Genomic DNA, 13,404 nt, shown 5'->3' on the forward strand with positions numbered 1-13,404 from the left:
CGGCATGCCCATCCGGCCCTGATCGAGGCAATCGGGCGCGCGATCGCAGCGATCGGTGATGGCCGGGAGCCGGGTCGGCTCGGTCCGCAGGGCTTGGCAAGCTAACAGTGAGTTACATGCATACGTTCGGTCGCGGAACCCGGCGCGCGTAGACTGTGGCGCAATCGGGGCCGCTGAAAACTGGTTTGGCCTTCGACACGACCGATGGAGGATGCGATTGGCGACTGAAGGCCATGCCGAGACATTGCTGCATCCCGAGGCGGTGGCGCATCTGCCGCCCTTCATCACGTTGCCGGGCGAAACCGACTGGCTGATGATCGCGACCGGGATCTTTCTGGTCCTTGCAGTGGTCGGGGTCGGGGTCTTCTACTTCAAGCTTCACGCATTGCCCGAGCAGATGGCCCATCGCGGCCAGAAGATCCAGCTTGAGTTGGTGGCGGTCCTCGCGCTGATCGCGCTCTTTACGCATAACCACGCTTTCTGGATCGCGGGCCTGCTGATCGCGATTATTCCTCTGCCGGATTTCACGACGCCGCTTTCCTCGATGGCGCAATCGCTGGGTCGGATGGCCGGGGGAACCGAGACGCCGCCCGCCCGTCCGGTCGCTGACGAGGTTGACCAGTCCGAGGTTGCGGAGCAGGGCCATGCTTGAACTGCTGCTCTGTTCCTCGGTCACCATCCTGCCGGATTTCCTGTTCCGCCGCTTCGTGCAAGGCAAGCGCGTCGGACGCGAGATCACCCTGTTCACGGTCTGGTATGAGCTGCGCTGGGGCATCGTCCTCTGCCTGCTGCTGACCATCAGCCTGATCACGGCGATCTTCTATTTCCACCCATCGACCAGCTCGGCCACCTCGGTCTTCCGCACCGTCACCATCCTGCCCGAGACCAATGGCCGCGTCGCCGAAACCTTCGTTGACATCAACCAGCACGTGAAAAAGGGCGACCCGCTCTTCCGGCTGGACGATACCGAGCAGAAGGCCGCGGTCGAAACCACCCGTCGCAAGCTGGCCGAGATCGAGGCGGAACTGACCGTCGCACGCATTCAGGTCCGCGAGGCCGAGGGCCGGATCGCGCAGGCGCAGGGGATGCTGGCGCAGGCGCAGGACGAATATGACACCCGCAATGCGCTGCTGGCCCAGAACTCGACCGCCATCGCCCGCCGCGACGTCGAGCGGGCCGAGGTTCAGGTGGCGACCCAGCAGGGCATGGTCGATGCGGCGGTGGCGGCCCGCGACGCCCTGAACGCGCAGGTCGAGTTTCAACTGCCCGCCCGCAAGGCCAGCGCCGAGGCCGCCCTGCACGAGGCGCAGGTCGAGCTGGACAAGACTCTCGTGGTGGCCGGAACCGACGGGATCGTCCAGCAATTCGCGCTGCGTGCGGGGGACGTGGTGAACCCGATGCTGCGCCCGGCGGGGATTCTGGTGCCGGAGCGGCGGATCACCGGGCTTGCCGCGGGTTTCGGCCAGATTGAAAGCCAGGTGATGAAGCCCGGCATGATCGGCGAGGTCACATGCGCCGCGAAGCCCTGGCGGATCATCCCGATGGTGGTGACAGAGGTTCAGGACGTGATCGCCGGCGGACAGATCCGCCCGACCGACCAGCTTCTCGATGTGGGCAGCTTCGCGCGCGGGGGGACCATCACCGTGATCATGGAGCCGCTTTACGAGGGCGCGCTGGACGGGCTTCCGCAGGGGGCAAGCTGCATCGCCAATGCCTATAGCAGCAACCATGACCGGCTGGCGGATGAAAGCCTCGGCGGTTTCCAGCGCTTTGCGCTTCACGCCATTGATGCGGTCGGTCTGGTCCATGCGCTGATCCTGCGCATTCAGGCGCTGATGCTGCCGGTCCAGACGCTTGTGCTGAAAGGCCACTGACGCGGGAACGCGAGGGAAGGAAGTGATCATGCAGGAAAGCGCTCGTCACCGCGTCCCGTCGTCGCCTTGCGGCGATCCGTGCAGGGTCCGGCGGGGCCTATCCCGCCCGCGCTTCTGCGATCTGCGGGATCGGGGAAGGCCTCCGATCCCCGCGCTCGGGAAGTCCTGAAATGGAGTGGCCGGGATGAGCGACAAGCCGGAGGGCGACACGTTCGAGACCCGTGTGACCGACCTGATCATCCGGCTCAGCCTGCTTGGCCTTTTCATCTATCTGTCCTTCGCGCTCATCCGGCCGCTGCTGCCGATCCTCGTCTGGGCGGTGGTTCTGGCGGTGGCATTGGCGCCGGTGCAGGACTGGCTTTCGGCCCGGCTGGGGGGCAGGCGGATCGCGGCGGTGCTGTTGGGGCTCCTGATGCTCGCCGTGGTGATCGGGCCGGTCGCGGCCCTTTCGACCAGTCTGGTCGAGACGGTGCATATCCTGATCGACCGCATTCAGAGCGGGGCGCTGCATTTGCCGCCGCTGCCGCCGAGGCTTGCCGACCTGCCGATGGTCGGCCCCTCGTTCGAGGCGGCGTGGCAACTCGCCTCCACCAACCTCGAAGAGCTGGTGTCGCGCTATCGCGAAGCACTGGCGCCGATCGGGGCGCGGCTCGTCGGCCTCTTGTCCGAGATCGGGCTGGACCTGATCCGCTTCATCCTGTCGATCCTGCTGGCGGCGGTGCTGCTGGTTCCCGCGCCGGGCCTTGCCGCCTGGGGCCGCAAGCTGGCACGCCGCGTGCTTGCGCCGAGGGGCGAGAAATTCGTCGAGCTTGCGACCCAGACCATCCGCAACGTCTCGCGCGGGGTGGTGGGCATCGCGATCCTTCAGACCATCCTGATCAGCGTCGCTCTGCAGATTGCCGGGGTGGCCGGGGCGGGGCTTCTGGCCTTCGTCATCCTTGTTCTCTGCATCCTCCAGATCGGGCCGGCGCCCGTCGTGCTGCCGGTGCTGATCTGGGCATGGCTGACGATGTCCGCGCCCCATGCGCTGCTGTTGACCGTGATGCTGGTGCCGCTGACCGTGATGGACAATGTGCTGAAGCCGCTGCTGATGGGGCGGGGGCTTTCGACGCCCACGGTGGTCATCTTCATGGGGCTGATCGGCGGCACGCTGTCCTTCGGCCTGATCGGCCTTTTCCTCGGCCCGGTCGTGCTGGCGGTATTCTACGATCTGCTGCGGTCCTGGATCCATGACCCGAACCAGACCGGCCCGGACGGCAATTGACGCCACCCGTGATCATCGAAAACCCCGCGGAAACATGCTATCCTCGGCAAGTTCCAGCGAGGCTGACGCCCGTGAAAACTGTCCCGATCCGTTGCTTTTCATCGCTGTTTCTTGCCGGTCTGACAGGTCCGATGGCCGCGCAAACACCCCCGGCCGATCTTGGCGTGGGGGTCGAGCTTGTGCTGGCCGTGGACATTTCCCGCTCGATCGACCCGGCCGAGCAGCTGCTCCAGCGGCAGGGCTATGCCGCGGCCTTCCGCAATCCCCAGATCCAGCAGGCCATTCTGTCGGGCGACTGGCGGCGGATCGCCGTAACCTATGTCGAATGGGCGGGGGCCGGTTCGCAATCGGTTGCGATCCCCTGGACGCTGATCGACAGCGCCGAGGCGGCCGAAGATTTCGCGCTGCGCATCGAGGCGGGGCTGGCCGGCCCGGTTTCCCGCACCTCGATCTCGGGCGCGATAGACTTCGCCTCGGGTCTTTTCGATGGCAATGGCTATGCCAGCATGCGTCAGGTCATCGACGTATCGGGGGACGGTCCCAACAATCAGGGCAGGCCCGTGACCGAGGCGCGCGACGCTGCCCTCGCACGCGGGATCACCATCAACGGCCTGCCGCTGCTGACGAACGAAGGCGACGGCGGCGGGTGGAGTTCGATCCCCGATCTCGACCGCTATTACGCCGATTGCGTCATCGGTGGCATGGGCGCGTTTTCGATCGAAGTGAAAAGCTGGGATCAATTCGCCACCGCCGTCCGCCAGAAGTTGTTCCTCGAGGTCGCGGGGGGAATACCGCCGCGCGAGGAGATCATCCTTGCCCAGACCGCACCCGCAAGCGACTGCCTGATCGGCGAGCGCCTGTGGGAGGAGCGCCAGCGAAGCTGGAGCGAGTGAGGCGAGGAAAACAGAAAGGGCCGCGCCGATAACCGGCGCGGCCCTTGAAATTTTCAACCTCGGACAGCAAGGCCGGATTCTTCCGTGGCCTTGCCGATCCCGGCTCGGCTCAGAAGTGAACCGACCGCGCCATGCCCGGCTTTTCGCGGGGCGGAGCGAATTTGGTCAGGTCGATGCCCTCAACCGCGGCCTTGTATTCCTCGGCGCTGGGGGTGCGGCCAAGGATCGCGGACAGGACCACGACCGGAGTGGAGGCCAGCAGGGATTCGCCCTTCTTCTCGGCGGTATCCTCGACCACGCGGCCCTGGAACAGGCGGGTGGAGGTGGCCAGAACCGTGTCGCCCTTCTCGGCTTTTTCCTGGTTCCCCATGCAGAGGTTGCAGCCCGGACGCTCGAGATAGAGGATGTTCTCATACTCGGTGCGCGCGGTGTGCTTGGGCAGCAGGTCGTCGAACTCGAAGCCCGAATATTTCTGCAGGATCTCCCAGTCGCCCTCGGCCTTCAGCTCGTCGATGATGTTATAGGTCGGGGCCGCAACGACCAGAGGGGCCTTGAACTCGACCTTGCCCTGATCTTTCTCAAGGTTTTTCAGCATTTGTGCAACGATCTTCATGTCGCCCTTATGCACCATGCAGGAACCGACAAAGCCCAGATCGACCTTTTTCGTGCCGCCGTAATAAGAGACGGGGCGGATCGTGTCATGGGTATAGCGGCGCGACACATCGGCGTTGTTGACGTCGGGGTCGGCGATCATCGGCTCGTCGATCACATCCAGATCGACCACGACCTCGGCGAAGTATTTCGCATTGTCGTCGGGCGTGAGGGCCGGCTTCTCGCCCGAGCGGATTTCGGCGATGCGCTTGTCGGCCTTGGCGATCAGGCCGCGCAGCGTGCCGGCGGCGTTTTCCATGCCCTTGTCGACCATGATCTGGATGCGCGACTTGGCGATTTCCAGCGACTCGATCAGCGTCTCGTCCTCGCTGATGCAGATCGAGGCCTTGGCCTTCATCTCGGCCGTCCAGTCGGTGAAGGTGAAGGCCTGGTCGGCCAGCAGCGTCCCGATATGAACCTCGATGATCCGGCCCTGGAAGACGTTCTCGCCGAATTGCTTCAGCATCTGCGCCTGCGTTGCATGGACCACGTCGCGGAAGTCCATATGCGACTGCATCGTGCCCTTGAAGGTGACTTTCACCGATTGCGGGATCGGCATGGTCGCCTCGCCCGTCGCCAGCGCCAGCGCCACGGTGCCCGAGTCGGCGCCAAAGGCCACGCCTTTGGACATGCGGGTATGGCTGTCGCCCCCGATGATGATGGCCCAGTCATCCACGGTGATGTCGTTCAGCACCTTATGGATCACGTCCGTCATCGAGTGATAGACGCCCTTCGGGTCGCGCGCGGTGATCACGCCGAAATTGTTCATGAAGGACATGAGTTTCGGAATGTTCGCCTGCGCCTTCTTGTCCCAGACCGAGGCCGTGTGGCAGCCCGACTGATAGGCGCCGTCCACGATGGGAGAGATGACGGTCGCCGCCATCGCCTCAAGCTCCTGCGCGGTCATCAGGCCGGTCGTGTCCTGCGAGCCGACGATGTTGACCCTGACCCTGACATCCGATCCCGCAAGCAGGGTCTTGCCCGGCGTCACGCCCACGGCGTTGCGGTTGAAGATCTTCTCGACGGCGGTGAGGCCCTGACCGTCAGCCGAGATTTCCTTGTTCGGGGCGAAAACCGGGGTCGGTTCGACGCCCAGCGTCTCGGCCGCGAAGGTTTGCAGCTTCTTGCCGAAGACGATGGCATAGGAGCCGCCGGCCTGCATGAACTCGACCTTCGGGGGGGTGAAGGCAGAGGCGACGTCGACCAGTTCCTTGCCGTTCTCGTCGCAAAGCTTCTTGTTTCTGGTGTCGATCTTCAGGACGGTGCCGGTCTCGACCGAGTATTTCTGCTCGAGGATCGGGTTGCCGTCATTGTTCAGGATCGGCTTTCCATCCGCGTCGGTCTTTTTGACCCAGTTCTTCAGGTTGATGCCGATGCCGCCGGTCACGTCGACCGTGGTTCCGAAAATGGGCGAGATGCCGTTCGTGCCCGCGACGACCGGGGCGATGTTGACGAAGGGCACATAGGGGCTGGCCTGCTTGCCGGTCCAGAGCGCGACGTTGTTCACGCCCGACATCCGCGACGAGCCGACGCCCATGGTGCCTTTTTCCGCGATCAGCATGACGCGCTTGTCCGGGTGCTGGGCCTGAAGCGCCTGAATCTCGGCCTGAGCCTCGGGCGAGATCATGCATTTGCCGTGCAACTCGCGGTCGGAGCGCGAATGCGCCTGATTGCCGGGTGACAGCAGGTCGGTCGAGATATCGCCTTCGGCGGCGATATAGGTCACGACCTTGATCTCGTCCTCGACCTGCGGGAGCTTGGTGAAGAACTCGGCCTTGGCATAGCTTTCGAGGATGTCCTTCGCCACGGCATTGCCGGCCTTGTAGGCCTCGCCGAGGCGCGCCATGTCCGCGTCATAGAGGAACACCTGCGTCTTCAGCACTTCGCCCGCCTGCGCGGCGATCGCGGCATCGGCGCCAAGCGCGAGGTCGAGCAGAACCTCGACCGAGGGGCCGCCCTTCATGTGGGACAGAAGCTCGAAGGCGAAAGCCGGGGTGATCTCGGCCACGACGACCTCGCCGAGGATGATCCTTTTCAGGAACGCGGCCTTGACGCCCGCGGCGCTGGTCGTGCCGGGCAGGGTGTTGTAGATCAGGAAGTCCAGCGACTCCTTGCGATGCTCGCTTCCCGCATCCTCGATCTGGGCAATAAGCTCTGCCACCAGCGCACCATCATCGATGGGCTTGGGATGCAGACCCTCGCCTTTACGGGTTTCGATTTCGGTTAGGTAGTCTGTGTACAAGCTCATGACGATCCCTAGGCTTCAGGAGTAAGCGAGCACACCGGGCCTTCAGATTTCGTTGGCGAGCGGTGGCAAGCTGATTGTATGCCGACGTATACCGGTCGCGATCCGGGAGCAAGGGGCCGGTGCCGGCATATTCCTTTTGCCGCCGGGTCTGGCTGGTCAGGGAGTTCGTGGGCATCGCGGGCCGTCGCAGCTTTGGCTGATGTCGGTCACGCTTCCGGTGGACGCCTCGCGGGGCGGCGAGATTTCCTCCGGCCTCAGGGCGTCATCTGCCCTAGGTCGAAGACCGTCTCGCCCGCGGTTTCGAGCACGGCGGTATCGAGCAGCTCGGCCATGGCGCGCCGCGCGCCTTCGGGGTCACGGGCCTCGATCCGCTCGAATACGGCGGCATGGTCCTCGACCGGGTTGCGCGGATGGGGGTTCGCCATGTCGCGGTAACGGAAGGCGGCGGTATAGGTCACGGCGGCGCAGATCCCGGCCGCCAATGTCGCCAGAACCGGATTATGCGCACTGCGAAGAAGCGAGCGATGGAAGCCGGCATCGGCCTGATGCCAGCTTGTCTCGGCCATGTCGCAGGTCCGCATCGCGTGGAGCGCCTTGCGGAACGCATCAAGGTCGCTTTCGCTCCGGCGTTCGGCCGCGAGGGCGGCGGCCCCAGGCTCGACCATGCCGCGTAATTCGTAGATCGAGGTGATGAACCAGTCCGGCGGGGTGCCGGATTCGAAGAACCAGCGCACGACATCGGGGTCGAGGAGCGTCCAGTTCTCGCGCGCGGCGACGCGCGTTCCGCTGCGGGTGCGGCTGATCAGCATCCCCTTGGCGGCGACCTGCCGCAGCGCCTCGCGGTAGGCCCCGCGCGAGACGCCGGCGAGGTCGCCGAACTCCATCTCCTTCGGGACGGGCTGACCTTCGGCAAGCCTGCCGGCAACGATCTGCCGGCCCAGCCAATCCGCGATGGATCCGTGGATCCGCCGCGTCGTATGCGTGGAAAAGACCGGCCTGTCGTCTGAATCCGTCATTAGCGTCATGTCATCCGTGATAGACGATCCGCTGCCGGAATTCAGCGGAAATCTTGGCGGGCCGCACAAGCAGATCTGCACGACGCAGAGGCACGGCTCACCGCCCTTTTACCCTTTCGTTCGGTGGTGCGGTTTTTTCCTTGCTTCGCATGCGACCACCGGAATTAGATCACGCCCGTGGCCGTCCCACTTGGACGGCTATCGCCAAAGCACGGCCAGCAGAGACGATCGGAAACCCGGCGCGCGGGGCAGGACATGCCGCGTTGCCGGCCCTCTGAAACCTCAACTCAGGAGTGCCCGATATGGGTTTTGTTACCACTTCGGACGGTATCGAGATCTTCTTCAAGGATTGGGGGCCAAAGGATGCCCAGCCGATCGTGTTCCATCATGGCTGGCCGCTCAGCGCCGATGACTGGGACGGACAGATGCTGTTCTTCCTGTCCAAGGGCTACCGCGTCGTCGCGCATGACCGGCGCGGGCACGGCCGCTCGACCCAGGGGGCGGAGGGGCATGACATGGACCATTACGCGGCCGACGCCTTCGCCGTGGTCGAGGCGCTGGACCTGCGAAACGCGGTCCATATCGGCCATTCGACGGGCGGAGGCGAGGTGGCGCGCTATGTGGCGAAGCATGGCGAGCCATCGGGGCGCGTCGCCAAGGCGGTGCTGGTCTCGGCCGTGCCGCCCTTGATGGTCAGGACCGACGCAAATCCCGACGGCTTGCCGGTCGAGGTCTTTGACAGCTTCCGCGCCGCGCTTGCCGCCAACCGGGCGCAGTTCTTTCGCGACGTCCCGGCCGGACCGTTCTATGGCTTCAACCGCGACGGGGCCGAGCCGCTGGAGGGGGTGATCCAGAACTGGTGGCGTCAGGGCATGATGGGCGGGGCCAAGGCCCATTACGACGGCATCAAGGCGTTTTCCGAAACCGACCAGACCGAGGATCTGAAGGCCATCGGCGTGCCGACCCTGGTGCTGCATGGCGAGGATGACCAGATCGTGCCGATCGGCGCCTCGGCCCCGAAATCCGCGAAGCTGCTGCGCAATGGTAGTCTGAAGACCTATCCGGGCTTCGGGCATGGTATGCTGACATTGAACGCCGATGTCCTGAATGCCGACCTGCTGGAGTTCATCAAGGGTTAGGCCATCGGCGCCATGGATAAGCGCCCGAACGCGCAGCCCATGGCGCGACGACCGGCCCGAACCCCGCGAAGTGACCAGATGGAAGGCGAGCGCCCGGCGCGAGCCTTCCCGCCAATCCTGACGGAGCAGAATGACATGAATGACAAACCTGAAGTTCAAGTGACCTATGAGGATCAGGGCAGCAAGGGCCGCTATGTCGCGCGGATCAACGGGATCAACGGGATCGACGGCGAGGGCGAGTTGACCTTCTCGAAAGCCTCGGCGGTGCTGATCATCGCCGATCACACCTTTGTCCCCGACGCCATGCGCGGCACCGGGGCCGCGGGGGCACTGGTGAACCGCCTGATCGCGGATGCCCGCGCACATGGCCAGCGCATCGTCCCGCTTTGCCCATTCGTCCGCGCACAGGCCCAGCGTCATCCCGAATGGTCGGACGTGATCCAGTCCTGATACCCGCCTGCCCTTGATCCGAGGAGGAGCGCCACCGCACTGGATGAGGGTCACGCCGTCGCCCGGGATGCTCCGGTATTTATCCTGCATCTCGATGACCGGGTTGCGCCGCCCTCAGCTTTCAAAGCCCAGCGACGGCTCCAGCGCCTCCCAGCTTTGATCCATCGGCCATGCTGCGGTGAAGGGCAGGCCGACATGGCCATAGCGGAACGAGATCTGGCCCTCGGCCCGCTTCTCGCCGTCGCCCCGCGCCGCCAGATACAGCGCCGAGGCCAGCCCGGTCCGGTCGGCGCCCTGCTTGCAATGGATGAGAAGCGGCTTTGGCAGTTGCTGCATCAGCGCGATCAACTGATCCGAGCGCGTTTGCGAGAGGGGCTTGCCCGCGCTCATCCCGAAATCCGCATGGGTCAGGCCCAGTTCATTCGCGGTGGCGATTTCCTCGACATACCACGCACCGTCCGACGCGCCGCGCAGGTTCAGCACGCTGCGGATACCGTGATCCCTGACCCAATCCCGAAGCCGGTCCGCATCGGGCTGGGCCGAGCGGTAAAGCTCGCCCCCGATGACCTCGTGGAAGTTGCCGCCGGCCTGCAGATGGGCGGCCCATGCCACGGGCAGAATAATGGCCTGAAGGATAAGGATTGCCGCAACGAAGAGGAAAGGGCGAAAAGGGCGGGAGGGGGCGGATGATTCTCTCATGCCGCGTCATTTGGGAAGCGAAGCTGAAGGCAAGCTGAACGCCGCCCGGTCAGGAAAGGGGCAATCATGCGGATCCTGCTGGTCGAGGATGACAAGGATCTTGGTCCTGCCGTCAGGGAGCAGATCGTCGCCGACGGTCATCTGGCCGATTGGGTCCGCGATCTTGCCGATGCCGAAGCCTGTACCCGGACGATGGATTACGATCTGATCCTGCTTGACCTGTTGTTGCCCGACGGGCACGGCATTCCCTTTTTGCGGGGCTTGCGGGCCCGGGGGAAGGCTACGCCCGTCATCATCCTGACCGCGATGGACCGGATCTCGGACCGGATCGAGGGGCTGAACGCCGGTGCGGACGACTATCTGGTCAAGCCCTTCGACCTGTCCGAGCTGTCCGCCCGGATCGGGGCCGTGGCCCGGCGCTATAACGGCAACCCGAATCCGCTGGTCGATCTCGGACCCTTTCGCGTCGATCTGGCCGCGCGCCGGATCACCGGACCCGAAGGGCAGGTCGATCTGAGCCGGCGCGAATGGATCGTTTTCGAGACCCTGCTGCGCAATGCCGGCCGCCTGGTCGGGCGCCCCGAGATCGAGGACCGGCTCTACAGCTTCGAAGAAGGCGTCGAGAGCAATACGGTCGAGGTCTATGTCAGCCGGCTGCGCCGCAAACTGGGTCGTGACATGATCCAGACCCAGCGCAACCTTGGCTACCGCATCCCGAAATAAGTCGTCCGGCGTTCAGCTTCGGTTCAGCTTCGCCACCTAGGTCCGTCACAGAAACGATGATTCCGGGCCGGTCATGCGGCCGCCGGGACGAGATTGCATGGACGGGCACATGATCACATCCAACCTTTGGCTTGGCATCGGCCTTCTGGGCCAGATGCTGTTCAGCGCCAGATTTCTGGTCCAGTGGATCGCCAGCGAAAGGCAGGGCCGCAGCATTATCCCGATGGCCTTCTGGTGGCTCAGCCTCGCGGGCGGGGTCACGCTGCTTTGCTATGCACTGGCGCGGCACGATCCGGTCTTCATCATCGGGCAGGCCTCGGGGCTGGTCGTCTATCTGCGCAACCTTCGCCTGATCCGGGCCGAGGCGGCCTCGAAACTTGCGGCGAAGGTCGCCGCATGACCGACCAGCTTTCGCAGGTCTACCGCGACAGGCTGGCCGTTCCCGCGCTTCCATTGGCATTGGCGCTTTTCGCGGGGCTTTCGGTGCTGGGCGTGCTTCTGCGCCCCGCCATGCCGATTGACGAGACCCGCTATCTGACCGTGGCGTGGGAAATGCGGATCTCCGGCGACTGGCTGGTGCCGCATCTGAACGGGCTGCCCTATAGCCACAAGCCGCCGCTGCTGTTCTGGCTGATCAACCTCGTCTGGCTGGTGACGGGTCCGTCCGAGATTGCGGCGCGGCTGGTCGCGCCTGCCTTCGGCCTCGCCTCGATCTGGGCCACGGCGCGGCTGGCGCGCCGGTTGATGCCGGATGTGGCCGGGGTCGGTGGCAATGCGGCGCTGATGCTCTCGGGGATGCTGGGCTTTACCTTCTTCGCCGGGCTGACGATGTTTGACGCGATGCAGGCACTGGCGACGGTGCTGGGGGTCACCGCGCTGACCGCCGCGGCCTCGCGGGGTCGGGTCGCCTGGATCGGATGGGGCGCCGCGCTGGCGCTGGGGGCGCTGGCCAAGGGGCCGGTGATCCTGATCCATCTGCTGCCGGTGGCGCTTGCCACGCCGCTCTGGGCCGGGATCGGCACGCGCCGGATGCTGGCCGGGGTCGCGCTGGGTCTCGCGGCGGGCCTCGGCATCGTCGCGCTCTGGCTGGGTCCGGCCCTGATCGCTGGAGGGGCTGAATACCGCTCTGCCGTGCTCTGGACGCAAAGCGCGGGACGCATGGTCGATTCCTTTGCCCATCAGAAACCGTTCTGGTTCTTCTTCGCCATGACGCCCTTGCTGATCTGGCCCTGGGGCTGGTCCCCCGCCGTCTGGCGTGCGGCGCGGCTGCCGGGGCCGCTGCCGGTCTGGATCGGCGCGACCTTCGCGATTTTCACCATGATCAGCGGAAAGCAGGCGCATTACCTGCTGCCGATGCTGCCGGCGGTGGCGATTGCCTTTGCCCCCGCCCTTGCCGCGCCGCGCCTGTCGCTGCGGGCGGCGGCTCTGGTCCCGGCGGGGCTGGCGCTTCTGCTGGGCGCGGTCGTGCTGGGGCTTGGTCCCGACGAATGGCGCCTTGTCGCGCGGCCGCTTCCACCCGTCCTGCTGGCGGTCGGGCTGGCCTTGGCGGCGATATTCCTTGTCTGGCGGGGGGGCAGGGCGGCTGCCCTTGCCAGCAGCGCCGTTATCCTGTCGCTCTCGACCCTGTTTCTGGGCGGCCTATACGGGGTCTATGACGCGGAAAGGCCGGGCCTTCGCCTTGCCCTCCATGACGAGGCGGGCGTCGGACTGGTCGGCGGCGCCTACGCGGGCGAGTTCGGCTATGCCGGCCGGTTGAAGAATCCGGTGCAGCTTTTCGACGCCCCCGCGGCGGGTCTCGCGTGGCTGCGGGAATGCCCTGGCCGCGTCCTTGTCATCCCGGCCGAGCGCGCGCCCGAGGCTTCCGTGCCATCCGACACCATGACCTTCCGCGGCCGGGAATACGGGCTGTGGATTTCCCCTGAAAATGAAAACCAAGACCATGAGGCATGCAGATGAGCGTCACTTCTCTCTCCATCGTCATTCCCTGCCACAATGAGGAAGGCGCGATCGGCCCGCTGATCGCCGAGACCTTCGCCGCCCTCGAAGGGCGCCAGATCGAGGTTATCGTCGTCGATGACGGCTCAGAGGACGCCACCGCGGCGCGGGTTCTGCAACTGGCCGCGACCGAGCCCCGCCTGCGCCTGATCCGCCATGCGCTTTGCAGCGGCCAATCGGCGGCGATCCGTAGCGGTGTCCGCGCGGCCCGGCATGACTGGGTCGCGACGCTGGACGGGGACGGGCAGAACCCGCCCGACCAGATCCCCGTGCTGATCGCGAGCCTTGCCATCGTCCCCGTCGGTCGGATCGGGCTGGTTCAGGGGCAGCGTCAGGGGCGCCGCGACACGGCAAGCAGGCGCATCGCCTCGCGCATCGCCAATGCCTTGCGCAATGCCGCGCTGCAGGACGGGGTCGCGGATTCCGGTTGCGGGCTCAAGCTGTTCCGGCGC

Annotated in this window: 13 protein-coding genes; 10 read left to right on the top strand and 3 right to left on the bottom strand. The window is 65.4% G+C overall.

Annotated elements, in window-relative coordinates; translation table 11 throughout:
- Positions 1-217: 217 nt before the first annotated feature.
- From VNQ78_RS06445 to VNQ78_RS06460, 4 genes are all read left to right on the top strand, one after another.
- Positions 218-652, top strand: coding sequence for a hypothetical protein (locus tag VNQ78_RS06445; RefSeq protein ID WP_325687806.1), 435 nt, complete (start codon positions 218-220; stop codon positions 650-652).
- A complete protein-coding gene (locus VNQ78_RS06450; protein WP_325687808.1) occupies positions 645-1,874 on the top strand; it encodes an HlyD family secretion protein in 1,230 nt (409 codons plus the stop codon). The genes VNQ78_RS06445 and VNQ78_RS06450 overlap by 8 nt, the downstream gene beginning before the upstream one ends.
- Before the next feature lie 184 nt (positions 1,875-2,058).
- A complete protein-coding gene (locus VNQ78_RS06455; RefSeq protein WP_325687810.1) occupies positions 2,059-3,138 on the top strand; it encodes an AI-2E family transporter in 1,080 nt (359 codons plus the stop codon).
- Positions 3,139-3,269: 131 nt separating this feature from the next.
- Positions 3,270-4,031, top strand: coding sequence for a DUF1194 domain-containing protein (locus tag VNQ78_RS06460; protein ID WP_325687812.1), 762 nt, complete (start codon positions 3,270-3,272; stop codon positions 4,029-4,031).
- Positions 4,032-4,140: 109 nt separating this feature from the next.
- On the opposite strand, the gene VNQ78_RS06465 is transcribed toward VNQ78_RS06460, so the two are convergent.
- Positions 4,141-6,930, bottom strand: a complete 2,790-nt coding sequence (locus VNQ78_RS06465) for a bifunctional aconitate hydratase 2/2-methylisocitrate dehydratase (RefSeq protein WP_325687814.1) — start codon at positions 6,928-6,930, stop codon at positions 4,141-4,143.
- Positions 6,931-7,184: 254 nt separating this feature from the next.
- Positions 7,185-7,946: a FadR/GntR family transcriptional regulator gene (locus tag VNQ78_RS06470; protein ID WP_325687816.1), complete on the bottom strand. Its 762-nt coding sequence runs from the start codon at positions 7,944-7,946 to the stop codon at positions 7,185-7,187.
- Between the two features lie 302 nt (positions 7,947-8,248).
- On the opposite strand from VNQ78_RS06470, the gene VNQ78_RS06475 reads away from it, so the two are divergent.
- Positions 8,249-9,085 (top strand): alpha/beta hydrolase, encoded by an 837-nt coding sequence (locus tag VNQ78_RS06475; RefSeq protein ID WP_325687818.1) that lies wholly within the window; start codon positions 8,249-8,251, stop codon positions 9,083-9,085.
- 135 nt (positions 9,086-9,220) lie between these two features.
- Complete coding sequence (locus tag VNQ78_RS06480; protein WP_325687821.1) at positions 9,221-9,535, top strand: GNAT family N-acetyltransferase; 315 nt, start codon at positions 9,221-9,223, stop codon at positions 9,533-9,535.
- Between the two features lie 114 nt (positions 9,536-9,649).
- Here VNQ78_RS06480 and VNQ78_RS06485 read toward each other — a convergent pair whose 3' ends face one another.
- Positions 9,650-10,147 carry a dual specificity protein phosphatase family protein gene (locus VNQ78_RS06485; protein WP_325687823.1) on the bottom strand — a complete coding sequence of 166 codons (498 nt, stop codon included), beginning with the start codon at positions 10,145-10,147 and terminating at the stop codon, positions 9,650-9,652.
- 153 nt (positions 10,148-10,300) lie between these two features.
- On the opposite strand from VNQ78_RS06485, the gene VNQ78_RS06490 reads away from it, so the two are divergent.
- From VNQ78_RS06490 to VNQ78_RS06505, 4 genes are all read left to right on the top strand, one after another.
- A complete protein-coding gene (locus tag VNQ78_RS06490; RefSeq protein ID WP_325687826.1) occupies positions 10,301-10,957 on the top strand; it encodes a response regulator transcription factor in 657 nt (218 codons plus the stop codon).
- Between the two features lie 109 nt (positions 10,958-11,066).
- A complete protein-coding gene (locus VNQ78_RS06495; protein WP_325687828.1) occupies positions 11,067-11,357 on the top strand; it encodes a lipid-A-disaccharide synthase N-terminal domain-containing protein in 291 nt (96 codons plus the stop codon).
- Entirely contained in the window at positions 11,354-12,913 is a 1,560-nt protein-coding gene (locus tag VNQ78_RS06500; protein ID WP_325687830.1) for an ArnT family glycosyltransferase, read from the top strand. The genes VNQ78_RS06495 and VNQ78_RS06500 overlap by 4 nt, the downstream gene beginning before the upstream one ends.
- The coding region (locus VNQ78_RS06505) for a glycosyltransferase family 2 protein (RefSeq protein WP_325687832.1) at positions 12,910-13,404 on the top strand (495 nt) is incomplete at its 3' end. The genes VNQ78_RS06500 and VNQ78_RS06505, both read left to right, overlap by 4 nt.

Origin of the sequence: Paracoccus sp. (in: a-proteobacteria) (assembly GCF_035556475.1) — a bacterium.
Classification (GTDB): domain Bacteria; phylum Pseudomonadota; class Alphaproteobacteria; order Rhodobacterales; family Rhodobacteraceae; genus Paracoccus.

Excerpts from the sequence above, each read along its gene's own strand:
- VNQ78_RS06450 (WP_325687808.1), top strand. The coding sequence starts at position 645 with ATGCTTGAACTGCTGCTCTGTTCCTCGGTCACCATCCTGCCGGATTTC.
- VNQ78_RS06455 (WP_325687810.1), top strand. The coding sequence starts at position 2,059 with ATGAGCGACAAGCCGGAGGGCGACACGTTCGAGACCCGTGTGACCGAC.
- VNQ78_RS06460 (WP_325687812.1), top strand. The coding sequence starts at position 3,270 with ATGGCCGCGCAAACACCCCCGGCCGATCTTGGCGTGGGGGTCGAGCTT.
- VNQ78_RS06465 (WP_325687814.1), bottom strand. The coding sequence starts at position 6,930 with ATGAGCTTGTACACAGACTACCTAACCGAAATCGAAACCCGTAAAGGC.
- VNQ78_RS06470 (WP_325687816.1), bottom strand. The coding sequence starts at position 7,946 with ATGACGGATTCAGACGACAGGCCGGTCTTTTCCACGCATACGACGCGG.
- VNQ78_RS06475 (WP_325687818.1), top strand. The coding sequence starts at position 8,249 with ATGGGTTTTGTTACCACTTCGGACGGTATCGAGATCTTCTTCAAGGAT.
- VNQ78_RS06480 (WP_325687821.1), top strand. The coding sequence starts at position 9,221 with ATGAATGACAAACCTGAAGTTCAAGTGACCTATGAGGATCAGGGCAGC.
- VNQ78_RS06490 (WP_325687826.1), top strand. The coding sequence starts at position 10,301 with ATGCGGATCCTGCTGGTCGAGGATGACAAGGATCTTGGTCCTGCCGTC.
- VNQ78_RS06495 (WP_325687828.1), top strand. The coding sequence starts at position 11,067 with ATGATCACATCCAACCTTTGGCTTGGCATCGGCCTTCTGGGCCAGATG.
- VNQ78_RS06500 (WP_325687830.1), top strand. The coding sequence starts at position 11,354 with ATGACCGACCAGCTTTCGCAGGTCTACCGCGACAGGCTGGCCGTTCCC.